The organism is Sessilibacter sp. MAH3 (assembly GCF_054658275.1).
The window spans coordinates 22835-44428 of the sequence record NZ_BAAGIE010000025.1; the positions used below are offsets into that span (position 1 = coordinate 22835).

At 40.4% G+C, this 21594-nt stretch carries 18 protein-coding genes; 8 read left to right on the forward strand and 10 right to left on the reverse strand.

All coding sequences use genetic code 11. The annotated features are described in order from the left end of the window. Positions 1-291: 291 nt before the first annotated feature. Positions 292-3468, reverse strand: a complete 3177-nt coding sequence (locus ACYQ2C_RS14510; RefSeq protein WP_460103805.1) for an efflux RND transporter permease subunit — start codon at positions 3466-3468, stop codon at positions 292-294. A gap of 224 nt (positions 3469-3692) precedes the next feature. Further along, positions 3693-4919, reverse strand: a complete 1227-nt coding sequence (locus ACYQ2C_RS14515; protein ID WP_460103807.1) for an efflux RND transporter periplasmic adaptor subunit — start codon at positions 4917-4919, stop codon at positions 3693-3695. Positions 4920-5478: 559 nt separating this feature from the next. Between ACYQ2C_RS14515 and ACYQ2C_RS14520 the strand changes: the two genes are divergently transcribed. Further along, a complete protein-coding gene (locus tag ACYQ2C_RS14520; RefSeq protein WP_460103808.1) occupies positions 5479-6096 on the forward strand; it encodes a TetR/AcrR family transcriptional regulator in 618 nt (205 codons plus the stop codon). A 27-nt stretch (positions 6097-6123) separates the two neighbouring features. Here the strand turns inward: ACYQ2C_RS14520 and ACYQ2C_RS14525 are convergent, their stop codons facing one another. Next, on the reverse strand, positions 6124-6990 hold the full coding sequence (locus ACYQ2C_RS14525) for a helix-turn-helix transcriptional regulator (protein ID WP_460103809.1): 867 nt from the start codon (positions 6988-6990) through the stop codon (positions 6124-6126). Positions 6991-7257: 267 nt separating this feature from the next. Here ACYQ2C_RS14525 and yfbR point away from each other — a divergent pair, with 267 nt between their 5' ends. Beyond that, entirely contained in the window at positions 7258-7953 is a 696-nt protein-coding gene (gene yfbR, locus ACYQ2C_RS14530; RefSeq protein WP_460048000.1) for a 5'-deoxynucleotidase, read from the forward strand. Positions 7954-8044: 91 nt separating this feature from the next. Here yfbR and acnB read toward each other — a convergent pair whose 3' ends face one another. Further along, complete coding sequence (acnB, locus tag ACYQ2C_RS14535) at positions 8045-10669, reverse strand: bifunctional aconitate hydratase 2/2-methylisocitrate dehydratase (RefSeq protein WP_460048001.1); 2625 nt, start codon at positions 10667-10669, stop codon at positions 8045-8047. Positions 10670-10734: 65 nt separating this feature from the next. Here acnB and ACYQ2C_RS14540 point away from each other — a divergent pair, with 65 nt between their 5' ends. From ACYQ2C_RS14540 to ACYQ2C_RS14555, 4 genes are all read left to right on the forward strand, one after another. Then, on the forward strand, positions 10735-10881 hold the full coding sequence (locus tag ACYQ2C_RS14540; protein WP_460048002.1) for a hypothetical protein: 147 nt from the start codon (positions 10735-10737) through the stop codon (positions 10879-10881). 125 nt (positions 10882-11006) lie between these two features. Next, positions 11007-11456 carry a DUF1289 domain-containing protein gene (locus tag ACYQ2C_RS14545; RefSeq protein WP_460048003.1) on the forward strand — a complete coding sequence of 150 codons (450 nt, stop codon included), beginning with the start codon at positions 11007-11009 and terminating at the stop codon, positions 11454-11456. Positions 11457-11626: 170 nt separating this feature from the next. Next, positions 11627-12448 carry a tRNA isopentenyl-2-thiomethyl-A-37 hydroxylase MiaE gene (gene miaE, locus ACYQ2C_RS14550; protein ID WP_460103811.1) on the forward strand — a complete coding sequence of 274 codons (822 nt, stop codon included), beginning with the start codon at positions 11627-11629 and terminating at the stop codon, positions 12446-12448. Positions 12449-13053: 605 nt separating this feature from the next. Continuing rightward, positions 13054-15069: a methyl-accepting chemotaxis protein gene (locus ACYQ2C_RS14555; RefSeq protein WP_460103812.1), complete on the forward strand. Its 2016-nt coding sequence runs from the start codon at positions 13054-13056 to the stop codon at positions 15067-15069. A gap of 92 nt (positions 15070-15161) precedes the next feature. On the opposite strand, the gene ACYQ2C_RS14560 is transcribed toward ACYQ2C_RS14555, so the two are convergent. The 3 genes from ACYQ2C_RS14560 to ACYQ2C_RS14570 form a co-directional block, all read right to left on the reverse strand. Next, the gene (locus tag ACYQ2C_RS14560; protein WP_460048008.1) at positions 15162-15695 is read right to left on the reverse strand and encodes an energy transducer TonB; all 534 of its coding nucleotides are present in this window, start codon (positions 15693-15695) and stop codon (positions 15162-15164) included. A gap of 128 nt (positions 15696-15823) precedes the next feature. Beyond that, positions 15824-16138, reverse strand: coding sequence for an SUI1 family translation initiation factor (locus ACYQ2C_RS14565; protein WP_460103813.1), 315 nt, complete (start codon positions 16136-16138; stop codon positions 15824-15826). 119 nt (positions 16139-16257) lie between these two features. Next, complete coding sequence (locus tag ACYQ2C_RS14570) at positions 16258-16569, reverse strand: hypothetical protein (RefSeq protein WP_460048011.1); 312 nt, start codon at positions 16567-16569, stop codon at positions 16258-16260. Positions 16570-16838: 269 nt separating this feature from the next. Here ACYQ2C_RS14570 and ACYQ2C_RS14575 point away from each other — a divergent pair, with 269 nt between their 5' ends. Then, positions 16839-17711: an ion transporter gene (locus tag ACYQ2C_RS14575; protein WP_460103815.1), complete on the forward strand. Its 873-nt coding sequence runs from the start codon at positions 16839-16841 to the stop codon at positions 17709-17711. 483 nt (positions 17712-18194) lie between these two features. Next, positions 18195-18554, forward strand: a complete 360-nt coding sequence (locus ACYQ2C_RS14580) for a DUF3192 domain-containing protein (protein WP_460103817.1) — start codon at positions 18195-18197, stop codon at positions 18552-18554. Between the two features lie 69 nt (positions 18555-18623). Here ACYQ2C_RS14580 and ACYQ2C_RS14585 read toward each other — a convergent pair whose 3' ends face one another. The 3 genes from ACYQ2C_RS14585 to ACYQ2C_RS14595 form a co-directional block, all read right to left on the reverse strand. Continuing rightward, the gene (locus ACYQ2C_RS14585) at positions 18624-19058 is read right to left on the reverse strand and encodes a NifB/NifX family molybdenum-iron cluster-binding protein (RefSeq protein WP_460048017.1); all 435 of its coding nucleotides are present in this window, start codon (positions 19056-19058) and stop codon (positions 18624-18626) included. A 254-nt stretch (positions 19059-19312) separates the two neighbouring features. Next, entirely contained in the window at positions 19313-20641 is a 1329-nt protein-coding gene (locus ACYQ2C_RS14590) for a DUF58 domain-containing protein (protein ID WP_460103819.1), read from the reverse strand. Continuing rightward, complete coding sequence (locus ACYQ2C_RS14595; protein ID WP_460048021.1) at positions 20638-21594, reverse strand: AAA family ATPase; 957 nt, start codon at positions 21592-21594, stop codon at positions 20638-20640. The genes ACYQ2C_RS14590 and ACYQ2C_RS14595 overlap by 4 nt, the downstream gene beginning before the upstream one ends.

Below are 21594 nucleotides of genomic sequence, written 5' to 3' on the forward strand. Positions count from 1 at the left end.
ATTAATGTGAAGTGGAAGCCGTTAATTTGACATTTGTCGTCGGTAAAAAAGAGTAAACCGCCAATAGCCTTTATGTTGAGGAGCCTTCAATGTCACACAGATGCAACATAAATAGGCGGAGTAACGGATATAAAGTTTAATGCAGACTTAACTTAACAGGGAATTGTACGTGGGGGTTAACACAGAGTTCGGTGAGAATTTGTCAGTAATTTGTTTAGGAGTTACTTGAGTAGAGGATGGAATGAGTACCCTCACATTGATACGTGAGGGTACTGGGGCTTGGTGAATTATCTATGGAGTTGTAGTTTTTTGTTCGACATAAACCACATTCTTGGGTTTAGAAAACTTTTGCACCATCGTCTGAAATACCATAAAAAATATTGGTGTGAATATCAGGCCGAAAAACGTTACGCCAATCATTCCGAAGAACACGGTAATTCCCAATGCTTGTCGGATTTCCGCTCCCGCTCCAGACGCAAGCATTAAAGGTAATACGCCAAAAATAAACGCAAACGAAGTCATAATGATTGGTCTTAAACGTAATCGACATGACTCCAGCGCGGCTTCGCGAACACTTTTCCCTTCCTCTAATTGTTCTTTGGCAAACTCAACAATTAAAATGGCATTTTTAGCCGCTAAGGCAACCAGCACAAACAGTCCTACTTGTGTGAAGATGTTCACTTCCGAATTGGTTAATATCAACCCGGCAACCGCGCTTAATAGGCACATGGGGACGATCAAAATAACCACAAGAGGCAGGTTTAAGCTTTCATATTGAGCTGCTAACACTAAGAATATTAGCAGTACAATGAGCGCCATAATGGGTGCCAAACTGCCGGAAGCGTTCACTTGCTGGTATGAAATTTCCGTCCAGCTATAGGTTACTCCCGGTGGTAATACTTCTTTGGCGATTTCTTCCATTGCGGCGATTGCTTGGCCTGAACTGAAGCCTGGCGCTGGTTTTCCGTTAATGTCTGCACTGGGGTAGCCGTTGTATCTTTGTACCGTGTTAGCACCATAGCTAGGTTTTAATTCTACCACCGAACCCACAGGCACCATCTCGCCAAGATTGTTGCGTGTTTGAAGAATCAGTGCATCTTCGGGTTGTGATCTAAAACGTTGATCGGCTTGAACAATTACTCGGTAGGTTCTACCAAATTGATTAAAGTCGTTAACGTAAAATGAGCCTAGATAGGTTTGCAGAGTTAAGAATAGGTCTTGTAGATCAATTCCCATCCGTTTGGCTTTTTCACGGTCAACATCGGCCAATATTTGAGGCGAGTTAATTTCGTAACTGGTAAAGCCAGCAACGATTTCAGGTCTCTCCCGAGTTTTAGCCAGAAACTCTTGGGTGATTTGGTAGAGTTTATCCGCACCGAGATCAAGGCGATCTTCAATTTGTAATTTGAAACCACCAGCGGGGCCGAATCCTCGAATGGGCGGTGCCGCTGCCACAAAGACAAAAGCACCTTCAACCGCAGACATTTTGCGATTTAGAGTATTTGCTAACGCTTGTCCGGTCTGCTCAGGTGGTCTGTCTTCAAAAGAATTCAGTGGTAAGAAAACAATGGCGCTGTTTGATGTACGTGTAAATCCGTTTACAGAAAGGCCGGGAAACTGAACCGCGTTTTTCACGCCGGGAGTACTCAGGGCGATTTCACCAACTTGTCGCACAATTTCTTCGGTTCGCTCAATAGAGGCGCCGGGAGGTAGAGCGATAATACTGATTAAATAGCCTTTATCTTGTTCAGGAACAAATCCTTTCGGTGCTTGAGTAAATCCAAATCCTGCAAGTCCGACTAAGCCAACATAAACCACGAGCATTACAATGCTGATGCGGAACGTTCGCTTAATTAAGTTCAGATAACCTTCAGAAGACTTAAGGAAGAATTTGTTAAAAGGAACAAAGAACCAATTTAAACCACCATTAATGCCGCGCTGAATTAAATCAGGCTTTTCACGATGATCTCGTAAAATTACCGCACACAGTGCAGGAGATAGCGTTAGTGAATTAATGCCCGATAATACCGCTGCAAAGGCAATGGTTAGCGAAAACTGCTGGTAAAAGGCACCATTAAAGCCGCCAACTAAGGCGGGTGGAATAAATACTGCGCAGAGTACCAGTGAAATCGCCACAATAGGACCGGCTACTTCATCCATGGAACGGTGCGCCGCCTGTTTTGGCGTTAATCCTTCACTAATACCGCGTTCGACGTTTTCGACCACAACAATTGCGTCATCGACCACAATTCCCACGGCTAAAACTAATCCCAATAACGTTAGCGTATTAATTGAGAAGCCAAATGCCATTAATGCCGCCATGGTACCAACAATAGATACAGGAACAGCAATAATTGGAATTAACGCCGCGCGCCAAGTTTGTAAGAACAGCAAGACTACAATTACCACTAACAGAGTAGCTTCTAGAAGGGTATTGATTACGGATTTGATTGAATCTTTAACGAATACGGTTGGGTCGTAAACAATCGAATAATCTATGCCATCTGGAAATCGGGTTTTTAGCTCAGCCATGGTCGAGCGAACACTGCTGGCAAGCTCTAATGCGTTAGCACCGGGTAATAAAAACACGGGTAGAGCAACCGCAGACTGATTATCTAAGAAGCTGCGTAATGCGTATTCGCTGGCGCCAAGTTCTACGCGTCCAACATCTTTTAAATAGGTAATTTGTCCGTCTGGAGAGACTTTGACAATAACCTGTTCGAACTCTTGCTCTGACTTAAGGCGACCTTGGGAGTTGATGGCAAGCTGAAATTGAGCCGAGCTGCTCATGGGTGATGCGCCAACAGAACCAGCCGCCACCTGCACGTTTTGTTCTTGTAGGGCACCAATAACATCGCTGACTGCAAGTTCGCGAGAGGCCATTTTGTGAGGATCTAACCAGACACGCATTGCGTAATCACCGGCGCCAAAAATACGAACTTCACCTGCACCCGGTAACCGAAGTAGGGTATCTCTTACTTGGATAAGAGCATAGTTGCGTAAATAAAGGCCGTCGTAGCGTCCATCAGGTGAATATAAGTGCACCACCAAGGTTAAATCGGGTGAGCTTTTATTGGCGGTAACGCCTTGGGCTCGTACTTCGGCCGGTAATCTGGGCAGGGCTTGGGCAATTCTGTTTTGTACTTGAACTTGCGCGCGATCGATGTCTTCGCCAAGGTCAAATACAACCGAAATTTGCAGAGTGCCATCTTGTTGAGCCTTAGAGTCGATATAAGTAAGACCCTCGACTCCGGAAAGTTCTTGTTCAATAGGTGCTGCGACCGTGCGCGCAATAACATCTGGATTTGCACCGGGATAGCGAGCAGAAATAACAATGGTTGGCGGACTAACTTCGGGATACTCGGCAATTGGCAATTCAAATATTGCAATTGCACCCGACAAGAAAATAAGTATCGATAAAACACCAGCAAAGATAGGTCTTTCGATAAAAAAGTGAGTAAAGTTCATAAAATGCACATAGTCTGGTGGTTTGCAATTACATTCAAATAACGTAATGAATTAACGTAATTTTATTAACGGCGGACTTTAATTAACGCGAAAAAAAATGGTAAAACCGAAATTTCGAAAACCAAGTTTCAAAAAATATAAGCTTGTAAAAATACAAATTTTTCAAAAAATATATGATTTAAAAAATAGAAAGAAGTTAAGCCTCTTTCTATTTTTTCGCTAGATTAGTGTTTTGCTAGAGGAGTGGGTTTTTTCTCTGCGCTTGTCTCAGCAATTTCTTTGGTATCTACCATCATTCCTGGGCGAATTCTTAAGCCTGCGCCTATAACAACAGCATCACCGGGCGTTAAACCGTCACGAATAATTCGTTTACCATCATGCAAGCCACCTAATTTTACTGGGCGGTATTCGATAACTCCTTTATTGTTTACAACTAAAACATATTTTTTATCTTGATCAGTTGAAATTGCGGAGTCCTCAATTAGAGCAGCCTCATATTCTTCAGTTACTTGCATTTTTACGCGTGCAACCATGCCCGGTAAAATAACACCGTTAGGATTGTCTACTAAGGCTCTAATTCGAATTGTCCCGGTACCTGCATTTAATTGATTGTCGATAAAATTCAATTGGGCCCTTATTGGATATTGTTCATCACCGGCAAAACCCACAAAAATAGAAGTGGATTTTTCTGACTCAAACACGTTGTTGTTGGTAAAGAGACGGCTAATAGAGTTGATGTAGGTATGTTCGTCGGTATCAAAGACAACATACATTGGATCGCGAGAAACGATAGAAGTCAGCACCGTTGAGCCAGCAGTAACGTAGTTACCGGCTGTGATGTTTGCTCGGGAAATAACACCAGATATAGGCGCTTTAACTTGGGTATAGCCCATATTTAACTCGGCTTCATGCAGTTGCGCTATCGCACCCTGATATTCTGCTTCAGCAGTTTGGCTTTGCGCCAAACGTCGACCGTATTCTTCTTCGGATACAGCCTGGCCTTTGACAAGTCTTTCACTGCGTTTTAACTCGGCTTTTGCCAGCTGCACCTGAGCTTCTGCTCTGGTTACCGCCGCTTGAGCACGTTCTAATTCGAGTTGATAGGGATCTGGGTCTATTTCAAACAACACATCACCTTTAGCAACGATACTGCCTTCTTCAAAGGTAACTTTGTTGATGTAGCCATCAACTCGTGGACGCAGTTGAACTGTTTCTATTGCTTGAAATTCACCGGTGTAAACCGACCAATCAGAGACGTACTCATATTCAATAGTATCGACATTAACAACAGGTAAGGCCGGTGCAGATTGTGGGGTTGTTTCACTTTGAGCATCGCTACATGCGTTGAGCAATAAACAGCTAAATACAGCAACAGCAACGCTATTGAGAGATTTTTTGCGCAATGAAAGACGTGGTAGGAATGTCTGTGAAATTTGATCCTGAGCGGACATAAGCTTGTTACCTTGAGCTCGGTTACTCTTAATTTAGTGTAAGTTCTTAAATTGAAAGTGCTGTAAAAGATAACAGCCTAAGATTAAAATGTGATCGAGTATTCTCTGTACTCGTTCAAACTTATTAAGGTGATCGCGGGCGAATTCGACTATTTTCTCGAATTTTTGTACTAAAAAACAGATCAGATAAAATTACTTTTTAGAAAGCGTATTTTTAAAAATCTACATACGGACTTTGGGCAAAGCTACATTAAAATAATTTAATATATTTTTTATATTGCCTACATTAGAAAATGTTGTATGTAGCAATTTAACAAATCCAAGCGTTTGTTCTAAAAACAAGACCTTTTAAAATTAATAAGCTTATCTAACGGAATGCTTTAACGTAAGCAGTAGATAATAGTTACACTTTGCCGGCAATGTTATTTAGTGAATTTGATCATTGAATTAAGATTTCTTAATCTCAATTTGCCTCTATCTTTACGTTTTTGAAAAATGTTACTATGGAGTAACATTTTGTTATGTTACTGATGAGTAACATTGTTCGTCAAGAGATTTTATGACTGAATCTAATAATAAAGCTTGTAAAGACAAGTCTCCGAAAATTCGTGTACGAGACCGCATTTTTGAAGCCGCGGCTGAGCTGTTTTATCGGCAGGGCGTTCATAATGTCGCTATCGATACAATCGTTGAAGAAGCTCAGACTAATAAAATGAGCTTGTATAGGAATTTTCAGTCTAAGGACGAACTGGTTGTTGAGTACATTAAACAATTAAACTCTAGATTTGAATTTGAGCTTAATCGTATACTTTCTGAAAACGATACCAATGCCCGCGCTGCAATTGTGGCTATTTTTGCCAATTTCGCCGAGCGTCCTAAAGAAGAGACTTGTCATGGCTGCCCGTCTGCGAATATTGCGATCGAGCTTAGAGGGCAATTTCATCCGGCTCTAGAACCAATTTTTCAGATCAGAGAATCGTTTCGGGATATTTTATTCGAATTGTCAAAATCGGCGGGTGCCAAAGACCCTAAAATTTTGGCAAACACCTTGGTTTTATTGTTTGAAGGTTGTGTTTTATCTAAAGTGACTTTCTCCGAGCAACAATGGCCGGGCGCTAATGTAAGATTGATTGTCGAAAATCTTTTAGATAAAGAACTTGGAGTTCAATCAACTTAAATTAGCGCGAATGTATAGAGTTTGTTTTTAATAAAACCATTTTTCTAGCTCATTAATATTTTCTATCATTAATTGTTGCGCCTCTGGCTTTACTTCGATTTTTTTTGGATCAATCTGGTACTGCTTTAATACGTAATAAACCAATGCTGCTCGGGTTTTAATAATTAATTTGTTGCGAGTCATATTGTAATCTTGGGCAATGATTTTACGTTGCTGGCTGCTAAGCCTAGTATCGGGAATTAATTTAATTTTAATTTCAGTATGCCACGACTCATCGTCTGAGCTAGAAACTAAAGCGTCATCTAATACATCAACTTCTCCTCGAAATCTGCTTAATACAAAATCTCTAAAATCTCTGTTTTTTTCACAATAGGCACGTATATGCCATCTAGGGCCAGTATTCACTAAGCAGTGCGGTTCAATAATTCGATCTTCAATCTTGGGGTTGCTTAATGAAATGTATCCGAGTTCTATTCTTTTTTTCTCACGAATCGCTCTAATTAATCCAGAAAGAATAACGGGAGAAATATTTCTAGAGGGTTGCTTAATAATTTCAAAATTTAAAAGATGATTTTGATCATATGAATGTTTTATTAAACTTTCACCTAAACCCAATTCACTTAAATAGTTAAGATATTCTTCAACAACGGCTTGGCTGAACAAGGGCTGAAAATGTTTAGTAATTTTATAACCTTTTAACGAAGAATCGTATTCTAGATTACGTGGAGCGATGTTCTTGACGTAGGTGTTAATTTCTTTAGACGCTTGTTGTCTTCCTATGCCAAAAGTCTGACACAAATGATTGGTAGTTAAGCGTCCTTCCCATAATGAAATGATTTCAATGAGCTTATAGCGCAGTAGAGTGTCAAATTTATATGTCGTGTTTTCAGGCATGTTTTTTAGAGTCATACTATATGTAGGGTGTTTAACCTGTATGTTGTTGTGGCTAGCTACCAGTTGAACGAGTGCTTGATCACAGAATTCGAATGTAGCCTAAAAAGCTACAGGTTTTTTTGATTTAGAATTTGAAACTCGTAAAATTATGACTCACTATGTTCCTAAGCAGTGTTTATGATCAAAAATTAATTGTATATTCATGGCTGATTTCTTGCGTACATATCCCTGCATAAAATACGTAATTATTTTGACGGAGGTTTTGGTGTGAGTGGCTTTTTTTCGACTATAAGTCGGTTGCGCTGGATTCAGCGTTGGAGCTTAAAACGTAACACTTTAAAAGAAACTGTGATGGAACACAGCTGGGAGGTTGGTGTTATAGCCCATATTTTAGGCTGTATTAACAACCAGTTGTTCGGTGGCAATATTAATGCTGACCGGTTATCTACCTTGGCGTTGTATCACGATTGCGCAGAGGCAATCACCGGTGACTTGCCAACACCTATAAAGTATTACTCAAAAGATATTGAAAGGGCCTATAAGGCGATAGAGAAAGATGCTGAAGACTCTTTAGTGGCTATGCTGCCCAAAGAGCTACAAGAGCGGTTTCGTCCGCTTATTTGTGGTAATGGTATCAGCGAAGACGAGAAAAAGTTTCTAAAAGCGGCTGACAATCTATCAGCGTACATTAAGGCTAAAGCCGAGCTCGCAAATGGTAATGAGGAATACATTCTTACCGTTAATAATTTGGAAGAGCAAATTGAAGAGTGTGGTTTACGTGAGGTCGATTACTTTTTAGAGGTATTTCTGCAAACCAAACAGAAATCACACGAAGAGTTACTTGCCGCAAAGAACCAGCGTGTTGCTGGTGTGCCAATCGATTTCCGCGGTATGAGTCACTTAGATATCATCAAAACTTTACGTGCACCTCGTACCGACACCAATAAAGTCTCTAATTTTTAAAAGTTGTACTTCTATTGGTAACATTTTTATAACTAACGTTGTATAAACAAAAAAGGCGACCAAATGGTCGCCTTTTTTATTGATTCAGTTCTTATACGCGAACTTCATCGATTTGTGTGGCAGCGATACGCTTGCCTTCTTCTGCGTTCTTTTGGAATTCAGAAATTTGGTTGAAGTTCATGTAACGATAGATTTCGTCAGACATTGAATCCAAATTCTTAGCAAATTCCATATATTCAGCAGGAGTTGGTAATTTACCTAAAATCGCACCAACAGAAGCAAGTTCGGCAGAGGTTAGGTAAACGTTAGCACCATCGCCCAAACGGTTAGGGAAGTTACGGGTAGAGGTAGAAAGAACGGTAGAGTTTGGCGCTACACGTGCTTGGTTACCCATACACAATGAACATCCTGGCATTTCAGTACGTGCTCCAGCACGGCCGAAAATGTTGTAGTAACCTTCTTCCATCAAAATGTGTTCATCCATTTTGGTTGGAGGAGAGATCCACATACGAGTGCTCATGGCACCTTTGTGTTGCTCTAGAAGTTTACCGGCTGCACGGAAGTGACCGATGTTGGTCATACAAGAACCAATAAACACTTCGTTAACTGCGTCGCCCGCAACTTCAGACAACAATTTGGCATCGTCTGGGTCGTTTGGACAACAAACGATAGGTTCTTTAATTTCACTCAGATCGATTTCGATAACAGCAGCGTATTCTGCGTCGGCGTCACCTTTCAATTGTGATGGGTTAGCTAGCCACTCTTCCATTTTACGTGCACGACGCTCAAGAGTACGTGGATCACCGTAACCATCAGCAATCATAGAGCGAAGTAGGGTGATGTTAGAGGTTAAGTACTCTTTGATCGCCGCTTCTTCTAGCTCGATGGTACAACCTGCCGCAGAACGCTCAGCAGACGCATCAGAAAGCTCAAACGCTTGCTCAACGGTCAAACCTTTAAGGCCTTCAATTTCTAATACACGACCAGAGAAGATGTTTTTCTTACCTTTCTTCTCAACAGTCAAAAGACCTTCTTGGATAGCGTAGTAAGGGATAGCGTGTACAAGGTCACGAAGAGTGATGCCAGGTTGTCTTTCACCTTTGAAGCGAACCAATACAGATTCAGGCATATCCAATGGCATAACACCGGTTGCAGCTGCGAACGCTACAAGACCAGAACCAGCTGGGAAGGAGATACCCATTGGGAAACGAGTATGAGAGTCACCACCGGTACCAACGGTATCAGGAAGCAACATACGGTTTAACCAAGAGTGGATGATACCGTCGCCTGGACGTAGAGATACACCACCACGGGTCATGATGAAATCAGGAAGGGTGTGTTGAGTATCGATATCAACTGGTTTTGGATAAGCGGCGGTGTGACAGAAAGACTGCATAGTTAGGTCAGCAGAGAAACCTAAACACGCAAGGTCTTTTAGCTCATCACGAGTCATAGGACCAGTGGTGTCTTGTGAACCAACGGTAGTCATCTTAGGTTCACAGTAGGTTCCTGGGCGAATGCCTTGACCTTCTGGTAAACCACAAGCGCGACCGACCATTTTCTGCGCAAGAGAGAAGCCTTTGCCAGAATCAACAGGGGCTGCTGGTACACGGAAAATGTCAGTTACCGGTAAACCTAGAGATTCACGTGCTTTAGTGGTTAAGCCACGGCCAATGATCAGGTTAATACGACCACCAGCTTGAACTTCATCAAGAATCACGTCTGACTTGAACGCAAATTCGCTAAGAACGGTACCGTCTTCAGACAAAATTTTGCCGTCGTATGGGCGAATTTCAATCACGTCACCCATGTTTAGCTCATCAACAGGAGCTTCGAATACCAGCGCGCCAGCATCTTCCATGGTATTGAAGAAAATAGGAGCGACTTTACTACCGATACAAACACCGCCAGCACGCTTGTTAGGTACACCTGGGATATCGTCACCGAAGAACCAGAGTACTGAGTTTGTTGCTGATTTACGTGAAGAACCGGTACCAACTACATCACCAACGAATGCAACAGGAAAACCTTTTGCTTTGATGTCTTCGATTTGCTTCATTGGGCCAGTTACGCCGTGCTCTTCAGGCTCAAGACCTTCGCGAGTCATTTTGTACGCAGCGCGCGCGTGAAGAGGGATGTCTGGACGGCTCCATGCGTCTGGTGCAGGAGAAAGGTCGTCAGTGTTGGTTTCGCCGGTTACTTTGAAAACAACCATTTTGATGCTCTCGGCAACTTTGTCGCGATTGGTAAACCATTCTGCATCGGCCCAAGATTGCATAACAGCTTTCGCGTTTTCATTGCCAGCTTTCGCTTTTTCTTCTACATCGTGGAAAGCATCAAACATTAATAGGGTGTGTTTTAATTCTTCAGCAGCTAATGTTGCTAGCTCTGCGTCGTCGAGTAACTCAACAAGAGTTTCGATGTTGTAACCACCGTGCATGTTGCCCAGCAATTTAACAGCGTATTCTTTTGAGATTAGTGGGCTTGTTGCTTCACCTTTTACGATGGCAGACAAGAATCCAGCTTTTACGTAGGCCGCTTCGTCAACACCAGGAGGTACGCGATTTGTAATCAAATCGACGAGGGTTTCTTCCTCACCTGCAGGTGGATTTTTTAGCAACTCAACAAGTCCGGCAACTTGCTCGGCGTTTAGTGGCTTTGGAGGTACGCCTTCAGCAGCGCGCTCCTCTACGTGTTTACGGTAAGCTTCAAGCACGGTTGATATCCTCTTTTAATATGGGTTACTCCTGACTACAGGATCTCTGCTGCCGGAGGCTATCCATGACACACATGGATCGACTGCTCGACAGTGTGAAAACACCGGATAAACGCAGTCATCTAGATGCTGTTCACAAATCCGCCGGTCAATCGGGGCGACAATTCTACAAGAATTCCACTAAACTGTTAAGAATTTGGCGGCCTTTGTAGACTCCAGCGTCTGTCAAAGTTAGCAATTGCAAATTGCTAACGAATAGAAACTGCTCAAGTTGATCATAAAAGATCTGATTTATCGATTCGAATCTTACTCGTTAAACCAAGGAGATCCTAAATAAATGGTGTTTACACCCGTGCGCACACCGTGTGTTGGTATATGTTCTACAGGAATTGGTGACGAAGTTTGCCGCGGATGTAAAAGATTTCATCACGAAGTTATCGAGTGGAATTCATATACGGAAGAACAACAGCGGATAATAATCGCAAGGCTTGAGAAATTTCTTGCTCAAACTGTGGCCAACAAAATCGAAATCGTCAATCAAAATCTTCTAGTGTCTCAAATGAGGCATCAACAAATTAACTATGACATGCAGCAAAACCCTTATTGTTGGGTTTTTGCGTTGCTAAAAGCAGGCGCTAGTCAAATTCTATTCCCCGAAGACTACGGTATAAAAGTTTTACCTGAATTTAGGAATTGCACTTTGGTCGATATTCGCAAATTTATTGATCAAGACTTTTATTTGCTATCATGCGCTCACTTTGATCGATACTTTCAGCCTTCAGTCTAACTGATAAGCGCTATCAATTAGGCTTTGATTTTTACATTTGTGACAATTCTGTTCAGATTAATTAATGTACTCATTAAAAAATAATCTTTTTTAAGCACACGATAACGATGTGCTTTAACAGTAGTTAAAATGTTGCTGGAATATTTAATGTTAAAATCTGATTATTTTTTATGATTATGAGCTCCAACCTTCAAACACCAACGACAGCGATTCATCCTCGTTTCCTAGCGTTACTCGAACCTATTCATCGTTTCTTAAAGTGTGAGACACCTAAGCGATGGCTTGAGGAAGCTGCAAAACCTGAAAATTTACCAGTATTGCTGATTGATCACTGTAAGTGCGAGTTAAAAGCCGCCCAAACCGGCATGTTAATGATGCGGCGCTACGCGCTTTCTGAAGAAGGTAAACGACAGATTGAAGCATGGGTAAAACCCTACGAAAACTTTGTGTATTTTCGTCAAGACTTCAATAACCATACATCCAAGCAAGACACATTTAATATTGAGTTAGAACTAAAAAACGACGACGAACTTAATGCCGATATTGTCAAAAAAATGGTTGCGCTAGTCAAAGAAGAGCTTCAGCATTTTGAGCAGGTACTGGATATTATTCAAAGTCGAGAAATTATTTACGAAGAAATTTCTGCCTCTCGTTACGCGCGAGGATTATTGCAAGAAGTTCGCACCCATGAGCCTGCGGCAATGATTGATAAATTAATTGTTGGCGCCTACATTGAAGCACGTTCCTGTGAACGTTTTGCTTCATTGGCTCCGTTACTTGATGAAGACTTAAAAACCTTTTATTTGCGTTTATTAAAATCGGAAGCGCGCCATTACGAAGATTATCTAGCCTTGGCTCGCAAGGTCGCGGCTACATCAAAGAAAGAGCAAAAATTAATTGATGAAAGAATTGAAAAATTTGGGCAATTAGAAGCTGAATTGATTTTATCGGAAGATGACGATTTTCGCTTTCATAGTGGTGTTCCTAGGTAATTAATACAATGAGTCGATAATATTAGAAATTTAAAGAAAACTAATTGCTAATATTCTTCAATAGCAACCACGGCCCGTGAGGCTGAAGTAGGGCGGTAATTACAGCAGCAACAACAGCCTTATTGATTCAGTTTTAATTGCATAAAATGATATTCTAATTAATATTGCTAAAATACCTGTTTTAGCGAGATGGTTTTTTAAGATCTCAAACGTCTTTAACTTTAGGAACTTCTGATTAACTCATCTATGATTTAATCAGAGGACAGAAATTGAAAATGCGATTTCCAATTTCTTCACAATTTCAATCACTTACCGTTCTTGAAATTGGCGACACATCCTTGTGTCGCGAGAAACTCTAGGTTAATCCGAGTTTCCTTTAATAGGTTTACTGACTAAACTCTGGTTTTACTTCACAATACTGTTTTCTATGTGGGATGGTATGTGCGTAAAAATGCATTATTTAAATGCTATAGTTAGCAATAGCGCTCTAGCGTACATGTAATTTTAAGGTAAAATCTCTGCAAATTCTTACCCAATGTCTATAGTTATCCTGTGTTCAGCCGAAATAAAATTCAACATTTAATTCTTCGCATCAGGATATCCACATGGGTTGGTTTGGCTTTGGTAAAAACTCTGATCTAACCGTTAAGAAACAAGGCGTGCTCGTCGAACCCGTCAAGGTGTTGAGTTTAGCCTCTGGTCAAATTTCCTCACAAAAGCTAGCGAGCTTAGATCACGCTCCTCATGAATGCAGTTTAGTCATTGCTTTTGTCTCACCGCATCTGGATTTTGAGCAAACCATACAACGGTTGAAGTCTGCAATGCCTTTTGCAAGAAATGTGGTTGGTGTGATGACCGCCGGCGAATTGAGTTCTTGTGATTCTAATCTGTATCATCGAGCAGATTCGAGTTGGGATAATATCGTTGTGCAAAGTTTTAGTAGCGCTATTTTCGATAAGGTTGCTATTAAAACTGTGCCTTTACATTGCGAAGATATCCGTTCGGGAAATATTAAATTATCGCCCGAAGAACGAATTAATAAAATAAAATCTGAGTTTTTACGCCTAGATGTACCTTTTAAAGTAAATTATCAAGATTGCTTAGCCATTACGTTCTTTGATGGGCTTTCAGCCAGTGAAAGCTTCTTTATGCGCGGTTTGTATGCCAGCAATCGTTTTCCTTGTTATTTTATAGGTGGCTCCGCCGGTGGTAAGTTAGACTTCCAAAAAGCGTATGTTTATGACGGTAATAAAACAGCCCATAACCAAGCAGTGATGATCTTTGTGAAGTTGGCAAAAAATATTCGTTACAGTTTGCTAAAATCTCATAATTTCGAAGCTACGCCTTTTCATCTTACCATTGCAGAATCCGACGTACATACGAGAACAGTACACAGCATTATCAAACCTCAGACAATGGAAATTGTTAATCCGGTCGATACCTTGTGTGAATATCTAAATTGCACGCCGCAAAACTTGGCTGCAACCTTGGGTAAAAGCTCGTTTGCCATTAATATCAATAATGAGCTATTTATACGGTCAGTCTCTAATATAGACATAGAAAATAAAACGATTAGTTTTTTCTGCGATTTACAAATGGGTGACGAATTAATCTTAGTCCGAGCCAAAGATTTTGTTCAGTCTACCCATAATGCTTATCAGAAAATGATGAACAGCAAGCCGGGTAAGCCTTTGGCGATGATCGCAAACGACTGTATTTTGAGACGATTAAATAATGCAGATAAGTTAAATTCGCTAAAAGAATTTAGCGATATCCCTGTCGCCGGTTTTTCTACGTTTGGTGAGTTGCTTGGCGTTCACATGAATCAAACATTAACTGCGTTATTCTTTTTTCAAGTAGAGAGTGGCAGCAGTTTTTCAGACGATTTTGCTGACAATTTCCCAATTCATTATGCGAATTTCAGAGAATATTATTTTATTAGTAAAATCAATAGCATGGAACGAATATCAAGCCTGCAAAATACTTTGATTAATTATATTAACGAGTATCGAGATGTGCTTCAGCGAGTTACCGGAATTTTTGACAATGTCTCTCAATACGCAGATAAAACTGGAACAATACTGTCGGATGTACAGCAAAAATTCTCGGGTTTTTCTAACGATATTGCTCAACAATCTGGAGAGCGTCATCAGCTGCACACAAAGGTTAATGAGTTGCGACATAACTCTGAAGAAGTTTTGGATATTTTAAGTGTTATTTCTGGTATTGCCGATCAGACCAATTTGTTAGCATTAAATGCTGCGATTGAAGCGGCTAGGGCGGGTGATGCGGGTCGAGGCTTTGCGGTTGTTGCCGATGAGGTTAGACAGCTGTCTCATACTACGCAAGATAGTCTTAATAAAACAGGCGATACCATTAATGCCGTAACCAGCTCAATTGGCTCTATTCAATCTGCAATTTCACATACCGAGACATTTTTAGAGCGCATTTCTGAAAGTAACAATATGCTAAGCTCAGAGATTGATATATTAGTAAAATCATCCATTTCTGCTGGTGATGAGGTGCGTGAAAGCAGTGAATATATTTCAAACATGATTCGACAAATGGATAAGATTGATCAAGATGTTGAAGCTATCCAAAGACTAAAAGGTCTAAAGTAACAAATTTAATACGTATTAAATTTGGGAGTTAACAAATGATTTAGAGCGCTTTATGCGCTCATTTTTTATTGCAAGGTTTAATCTGCCTGTTCTTAAATGGGACCTAAAAGTTTGTCGTATTTACGACTTAAAATATCGTAAAAATTCTCTCTTAATTGATTGATTTCCAGCTTTATTTTGTTAATTTCTTCTGTGCTAATGTCTTGTCTTCCAACATAAGCTTCTTTTCTAAAAATGGCGATTTTAGCGCCGTAAAATCGTAATGTTTTTTCCATGTTCTTTTCGCCAAGCATTAACAGAGTTGCTTCTGCTTCGGCGAGTTTACTAAATTGTTGTACTAATTCTTTGTTAATTAAACTTAGTTCATCTTTGCGACTATTTGGCCAGCGGTCGCCAAACTTTATGGATTCAGATATTAAGGAAGAGTATTTTGAGAACGCGTGGCTTACGCTGCCTACATCAGCGGCGATTTTTTCAAGCAGTTCGATTCTTCGATTAAGAAACGCGTTATCGTTGGGGTGAGCTTTTCGCCAGTGATGTAACCAAACAAAAGAGCCAGTTAGTAGGGCGCCTAAAGAGACTTTTACACTCGTATCGATGAGCTGCCAAATAACAGATTGGTCCATACCTTACTCCGTAAATACTCGTCTATCTATTAACATCAATTACTAAAGAAAACTTCAATCGCGCCAAATTGACAGTTTTTTGGCACAGTTCTATTGATGTTGAGTAATAGAGCAACACTTAAGCCAAATTAGCCTCCAGCAATTTTTACGATGTAACCTTTTGATTCTAATAATACTTTTATTTTTTCTCGATCATCGGTTTGCATTTCGATAGTAAAGTCTTTAACCGCCCCACCAACGCCGAGTTTTTGTTTCAAAAATTTGGCGATATCTTTGTGGTTGTCAGGAATTCCTGTGATTAAACTGACTCCTTTGCCTTTCCTGCCTTTGGTTTCTCGCAAAATTCGCACAATTCCATCGCTAGGCGGTGCCTCTTTGGATTCAGGTTCTTCTTTTACTCGCCCGACTTCTGTTGAGTAAACTAATTTTGATTCCTTAGCCATACAGCATATTCCAATGTAAAAGTAAGTGAATATTCAAGGTGGGTTTAGGAAGCTCTGATTAAACCAGGGATGAGTTAATCAGAAGTTCCTAAAGGTTTACAAACGGATCTACAAAGAGTTTAAGATTTGACCAGTTTTTGTTTGGACATTCCTAAAACGATCAAAGCGCAACCAATTCCAAACGCATACAGAGGATTCAAACCTTCAAATCGCCATACATGTAGCAACGGAGCAAGAATGACAGCGGTGAACAGACCAATCGACACTAAGGACTCAGCGTTTTCTGGGAGTTTTATGGCTTTGGTGCAATGAGGGCAAGGAAATTCTTTGCGGTTTAGGTATGCCTTTAGTGAGCCTTGGGTTTTTAATAACTCCTTGCTGACTGGAACATCACAATAAGGGCATCTTAGCGTTTTCACTAAAGAGATCATGAGTCACTCACTGGATTATAAATTTGTAATTATATTATTATCGCGGTTTGTACATCAATTTTCTTATGGGTGGTTGTGCTGGGTGCTCATTCGAGCTCATTCCAGCGGTCCTAAAAGTTGTTTGCTTCTGTTTGCAAATCACTAGAGTATGTAATGGTACTGATGACGAACAAGTAGTTGTATTTTGAACCAAAATCATTTTGTTACGGTTCTCAACAGTTAAATTTTTGCGTGGTTAGCAATCTCGAGAAAGCAATGCGGAAGGTAAAGTGAAAAATTCGGAGAATAACGCGGCTAAAAATGCCCAACAAACTTTCTCAGAAGAACAGAAAGAGTCTCGAAAAGAGTATTTATATCGGGTGATTTTTGGTACCGAGACTCCGGCCGGAAAAGCCTTCGATCTTTTTTTAATTTATTCGATATTTATCAGTGTATTTGTCGTAATTTTTGACTCTATTTCCAGCTTGTCGGAAAATTTTCGCGGCTATTTATGGGTTCTGGAGTGGTCTTTTACGATTCTATTTACTGTCGAGTACATTTTACGTTTGTATTGTTCACCTAATCGCTGGCGTTATATGACCAGTTTTTACGGCATCATCGATTTGCTGGCTATTTTACCCAGTTATCTCGGATTATTTTTAGCAAATACCAACTATCTGATCGTTATTCGCCTGCTAAGAGTTTTGCGAATATTTAGGGTCTTAAAATTAATTCGCTATCTACAAGAGGCGAACTTACTGCTGCGGGCAATTATTGCATCAAGAAGAAAAATACTGGTTTTTTTTGGTACCGTATTAATTTTGGCCATCGTATTTGGTTCATTAATGTTTGTGGTTGAAGGGCCAGAAAATGGCTTTACCAGTATTCCAACCAGCGTTTACTGGACGATTGTTACTATTACAACCGTTGGTTATGGCGATATTACACCACAAACTTCACTGGGACAGGTTATTGCCTCGTTTGTAATGTTAACGGGTTATTCTATTATTGCGGTACCTACAGGGATTTTAACCGCTGAAATCAACCAAGAAATGCTCTTAGAGCGAACTCGTATTGTTTGTTCAAACTGTGAAAAATCCGGCCATGAGCGCCATTCTAAATTTTGTAAAGAATGTGGCGCCCCTTTACCTGAGCATCTTTAATTATGTGTTTTGGATTGTGTGAAATACTTCTAAAAGAGATATTTAACAGCGTAATTAATGTGGAAGCATTGCACAGAAAATTCAAGATTCTTCAGTAACGAATGTCTTTGCTCGGGTAAAATTTCTAAATAAAATCAAAGTGTTGTTGGCTTTTGTTGCCGTGACATCTGTTGTCGTTCGCTAAAACTGTAGCCAAATTAGGGTTTTCTATCTGTCTAATTAAGAATGATCTTTAAAAATATCTATAGGAACCTCCGATTAACTCATCCATGATTTAATCAGAGGACAGAAATTGAAAATGTGATTTCCAATTTCTTCACAATTTCAATCACTTACCGTTCTTGAAATTGGCGACACATCCTTGTGTCGCGAGAAACTCTAGGTTAATCAGAGTTTCCTATATTTACTGCAACCATTATTCGAGCCGTTGCGTCTGATCTTGAAACTTAGATGATTAAATAGAGAAACCGATTAGGAGAGATTATGAAAACACTAAAGTTGGTCCGTATTAGTGTATTGAGCCTTGGCTTAACCAGTTTGCTGAGCGGATGCATTTTTGTGGCAGGCAATACGGCATCTGATTGGAGTGCATCACACAATATTACTGCCGAAAAAATCAGTCTGTTGGATTTAGGCCAAAGTAGAGATTCAGTTGTTGAAAAATTGGGAAGTCCAGAAAAATCCGAAGCATTCACAATCAATAACTCGGAAATCTACGTGCTTTATTATTCTACGACTGATTCCGATGATAAAGATGGTGAAAAGGTAACTACGCCGCTGGTCTTTAAATCTGGAAAATTACTGGGTTGGGGTCAAGAAGTTTTGGACGATTACCGACAGTAATAAATTTAAAATAGATTTACAAAAAAGACATTGACCAGTTGCTACTGGTCAATGTTGTATTAGTTTTAGTTATGCTGAGCGGGCCGCTCGGTGTTCTGGATCTAAACAAATCTGCTCATGAGCGTGATTTGACGGCGGCTTTTGACCTTCAATAAAATAACGCAAAATACTTTGTACATCGGCTTCGTTAGTAGTAATGAGTTCGGTGTTTCGTAAAGCTAGCTTATTTCTTACTCCGTCTCCCGCCGATCCGGCAATAGCATAATCAACCTGATGCAATGGGTGGCGATTGCCATCGTCGCTAACATGCCATTCGTGCAAAGTGCCTGATGAGTTTAAGGCAATACTCCACAAGAATTTCGATTGAGCGTTATCTCTAGAGATTGTGTAAATATCCCAGTGTTTGGCTCTGCCTGCATGAGAAGACAAGGTTAACTCGTCATCTGTGGCGACCGCAACAAGCAATTGAGAAGGATTTTTTGTACAAGCATGAAGTACGGACATGACTACGACCTCCGATGTTTAACTCTTGCTAGCTTAATTTATAAGCATCTGTTCGAATTGATCTATCACAATTGACAATTAGAAATATTAAGCCAAGAAAGATTAAGCCGCTCTGGTAAATTTGTACCTGTCTTTTGGTGCGTATTTACGCATTGTCATCGCGAGGTTTGTAACCTTAGCTTCGCTATTTCATGAAGTGTGTTGGTTCTAAATTTAAGTTTGGTTTTGATTAGCAGAACAATTAATGTCGAATTTTAAAGTAGGTGGCTGCGTTTTAAGCGGAAATATTCACTTACTAGACGAACATGTAAAAACTCAGGCAATGTGTCTATAACAAACACTCCGGCTGAACGCAATTTCTTAATGACTAAGCTGCGTTCATGCAAATACTTATGCGTGGCCGTAAATGCAATCGAAGAATCAAAATTTACGACAGGTTCTTGGAGTTGATGCTCAAGCGAGGCTTCTTTGAGACTTGCAACCAAGACAATATGTTTTTTCGACAGTAATCGAGTTGCCTTTATAAGATCGTCATGATCCTCTTCACGAATGTTACTAACCAATACAACTAACGATCGACGTTTGTGGCGCACGGTAAAGTCTTCTGCTAGCTTCAAAAAATCGGTATTTTCGAGTGTACTTTGAATGTCGTACAGGTTATTGAGTAGAGTATTAACGCCATTTACGCCCTTAACTGGACTTAAATAGCGATTGTCTCCCGCAAAACTGAAAAATCCGGCGGAATCACCTTGGCGTATGGCAATATAAGCGGTAAGTAAAATGGCGTTCAGAGCGTAGTCAAAATGACTCAATTCATCGTCTTTTTGGCGTAGGCGTCTTCCGCAGTCGAGTAAAAAGAAAATTTCTTGATTTTTTTCGTCCTGATATTCACGTGAAATAGGCCTTCTAGCTTTCGAAGTTGCTTTCCAATCAATTTGCCTGAGAGAATCGCCCTCAACAAATTCGCGCAATTGCTTAAACTCCATGCCTTCGCCGCGACGCTGAGACAAATGAATACCTAATTGTTGTATTTGTCGTTCTACACCCATATTTGATAGCTGGGCGATAGGAGAGAAATTCGGATAAATTTTTACATCAGTATCGTTACCAAGTGACGTTTTGTAATCCCATAAACCATTGCGAGACTTTATTCGGAAAACAGGCGCTGCAATGGTGGTATTGCCACGGTCTACAGGTTTAATATGATAATTAATAAGGTTGAACGTGCCTTGTTTTAACAAAAACTGTAGCGGAAAACCTTCAAATTTTATTTTTGTGTTGGGCGCGAACGCGGCAGTAATATCAATATCACGAGCTAAGGTATTGGTAATTTTCAATGAACATTTTGTATTGTTACCAAGTGCTAAAGAGCTTGGAATCTGTTGTCGAATGCCCAGTCTTATGATTTTCCCTACAGAGAAATAATCAACGAAAGCAACAATCACAATAAATATACCCGCTACCACCCACACAGAGCTCAGTAGATCCGCAGCGGATACCGAGAAAATACGTAAAACGGCCGTAATGAGTGCCAGTAAACCCCAAACGAGTAGAATTTTTAAGAGTTTTTCGGTGGGTCTCATACTCGTGGAGCTTCTACCTGATTAAATACTTGCATCAAAACTTGGTCGTTCGTAAGCCCATCGATTTCCATTTCGGCAGCGATTTGAATACGATGCCGTACTACCGGAAATGCCATCTGTTTTACGTCATCGGGCGTTACAAAGCTACCGCCATTAATCAAAGCTCTGGCACGAGCGGTTCTCAATAATGCCAAACTTGCTCTAGGGCCTGCGCCGCGTTGAATTGCGGCACTCTCGCGAGTTATACGAACTAATTTAACCGCGTAATCAATTACTTGGTCATCGATGGTAATTTCGCTAGCAAGTTGCTGAAGTTTTAACAAATCTTCTTTATTAATAACATCATTTGATTGTTTTTGTTGTTGATCAGTAACCGAACCAGTTGTTAACGTTTTTGCCAACAAGAGTTCATGATCAAAGGATGGGTAATCAATAAATATCTTCATTAAAAAACGATCAAGTTCAGCCTCAGGTAGAGGGTAGGTACCTTCTTGATCTATAGGGTTTTGGGTAGCTAAAACCATAAATGGTTTCGACAAGGGTTTTGACTGGCCTTCAATAGTCACTTGACGTTCTTGCATTACTTCAAGTAATGCGGCTTGGGTTTTGGCCGGAGCGCGGTTAATTTCATCGGCCAATAATAGATTAGTAAACACGGGACCTGAGCGTAATCGAAATTTATTACTCTCGGTATCAAACATAACATGACCGGTAATATCAGATGGCATTAGGTCTGGAGTAAATTGAATGCGTTTAAAATCACCATCAAAGGCGTTAGCCAAAGCACTCACAAGTAAAGTTTTACCTAATCCAGGTACACCCTCAATTAAAATGTGACCGTTTGAAAGTAGGGCAATTAATACCTCATCAACTACTGTTTCTTGTCCAAGTAATACTGAATTTAAGCGATTTTTAATTGTGTTGATTAAATTAAATGCTGTTTCTAGTTCCAT

Excerpts from the sequence above, each read along its gene's own strand:
- ACYQ2C_RS14510 (WP_460103805.1), bottom strand. The coding sequence starts at position 3,468 with ATGAACTTTACTCACTTTTTTATCGAAAGACCTATCTTTGCTGGTGTT.
- ACYQ2C_RS14515 (WP_460103807.1), bottom strand. The coding sequence starts at position 4,919 with ATGTCCGCTCAGGATCAAATTTCACAGACATTCCTACCACGTCTTTCA.
- ACYQ2C_RS14520 (WP_460103808.1), top strand. The coding sequence starts at position 5,479 with ATGACTGAATCTAATAATAAAGCTTGTAAAGACAAGTCTCCGAAAATT.
- ACYQ2C_RS14525 (WP_460103809.1), bottom strand. The coding sequence starts at position 6,990 with ATGCCTGAAAACACGACATATAAATTTGACACTCTACTGCGCTATAAG.
- ACYQ2C_RS14540 (WP_460048002.1), top strand. The coding sequence starts at position 10,735 with ATGACACACATGGATCGACTGCTCGACAGTGTGAAAACACCGGATAAA.
- ACYQ2C_RS14545 (WP_460048003.1), top strand. The coding sequence starts at position 11,007 with ATGGTGTTTACACCCGTGCGCACACCGTGTGTTGGTATATGTTCTACA.
- miaE (WP_460103811.1), top strand. The coding sequence starts at position 11,627 with ATGATTATGAGCTCCAACCTTCAAACACCAACGACAGCGATTCATCCT.
- ACYQ2C_RS14555 (WP_460103812.1), top strand. The coding sequence starts at position 13,054 with ATGGGTTGGTTTGGCTTTGGTAAAAACTCTGATCTAACCGTTAAGAAA.
- ACYQ2C_RS14560 (WP_460048008.1), bottom strand. The coding sequence starts at position 15,695 with ATGGACCAATCTGTTATTTGGCAGCTCATCGATACGAGTGTAAAAGTC.
- ACYQ2C_RS14565 (WP_460103813.1), bottom strand. The coding sequence starts at position 16,138 with ATGGCTAAGGAATCAAAATTAGTTTACTCAACAGAAGTCGGGCGAGTA.
- ACYQ2C_RS14570 (WP_460048011.1), bottom strand. The coding sequence starts at position 16,569 with ATGATCTCTTTAGTGAAAACGCTAAGATGCCCTTATTGTGATGTTCCA.
- ACYQ2C_RS14580 (WP_460103817.1), top strand. The coding sequence starts at position 18,195 with ATGAAAACACTAAAGTTGGTCCGTATTAGTGTATTGAGCCTTGGCTTA.
- ACYQ2C_RS14585 (WP_460048017.1), bottom strand. The coding sequence starts at position 19,058 with ATGTCCGTACTTCATGCTTGTACAAAAAATCCTTCTCAATTGCTTGTT.
- ACYQ2C_RS14590 (WP_460103819.1), bottom strand. The coding sequence starts at position 20,641 with ATGAGACCCACCGAAAAACTCTTAAAAATTCTACTCGTTTGGGGTTTA.
- ACYQ2C_RS14595 (WP_460048021.1), bottom strand. The coding sequence starts at position 21,594 with ATGGAACTAGAAACAGCATTTAATTTAATCAACACAATTAAAAATCGC.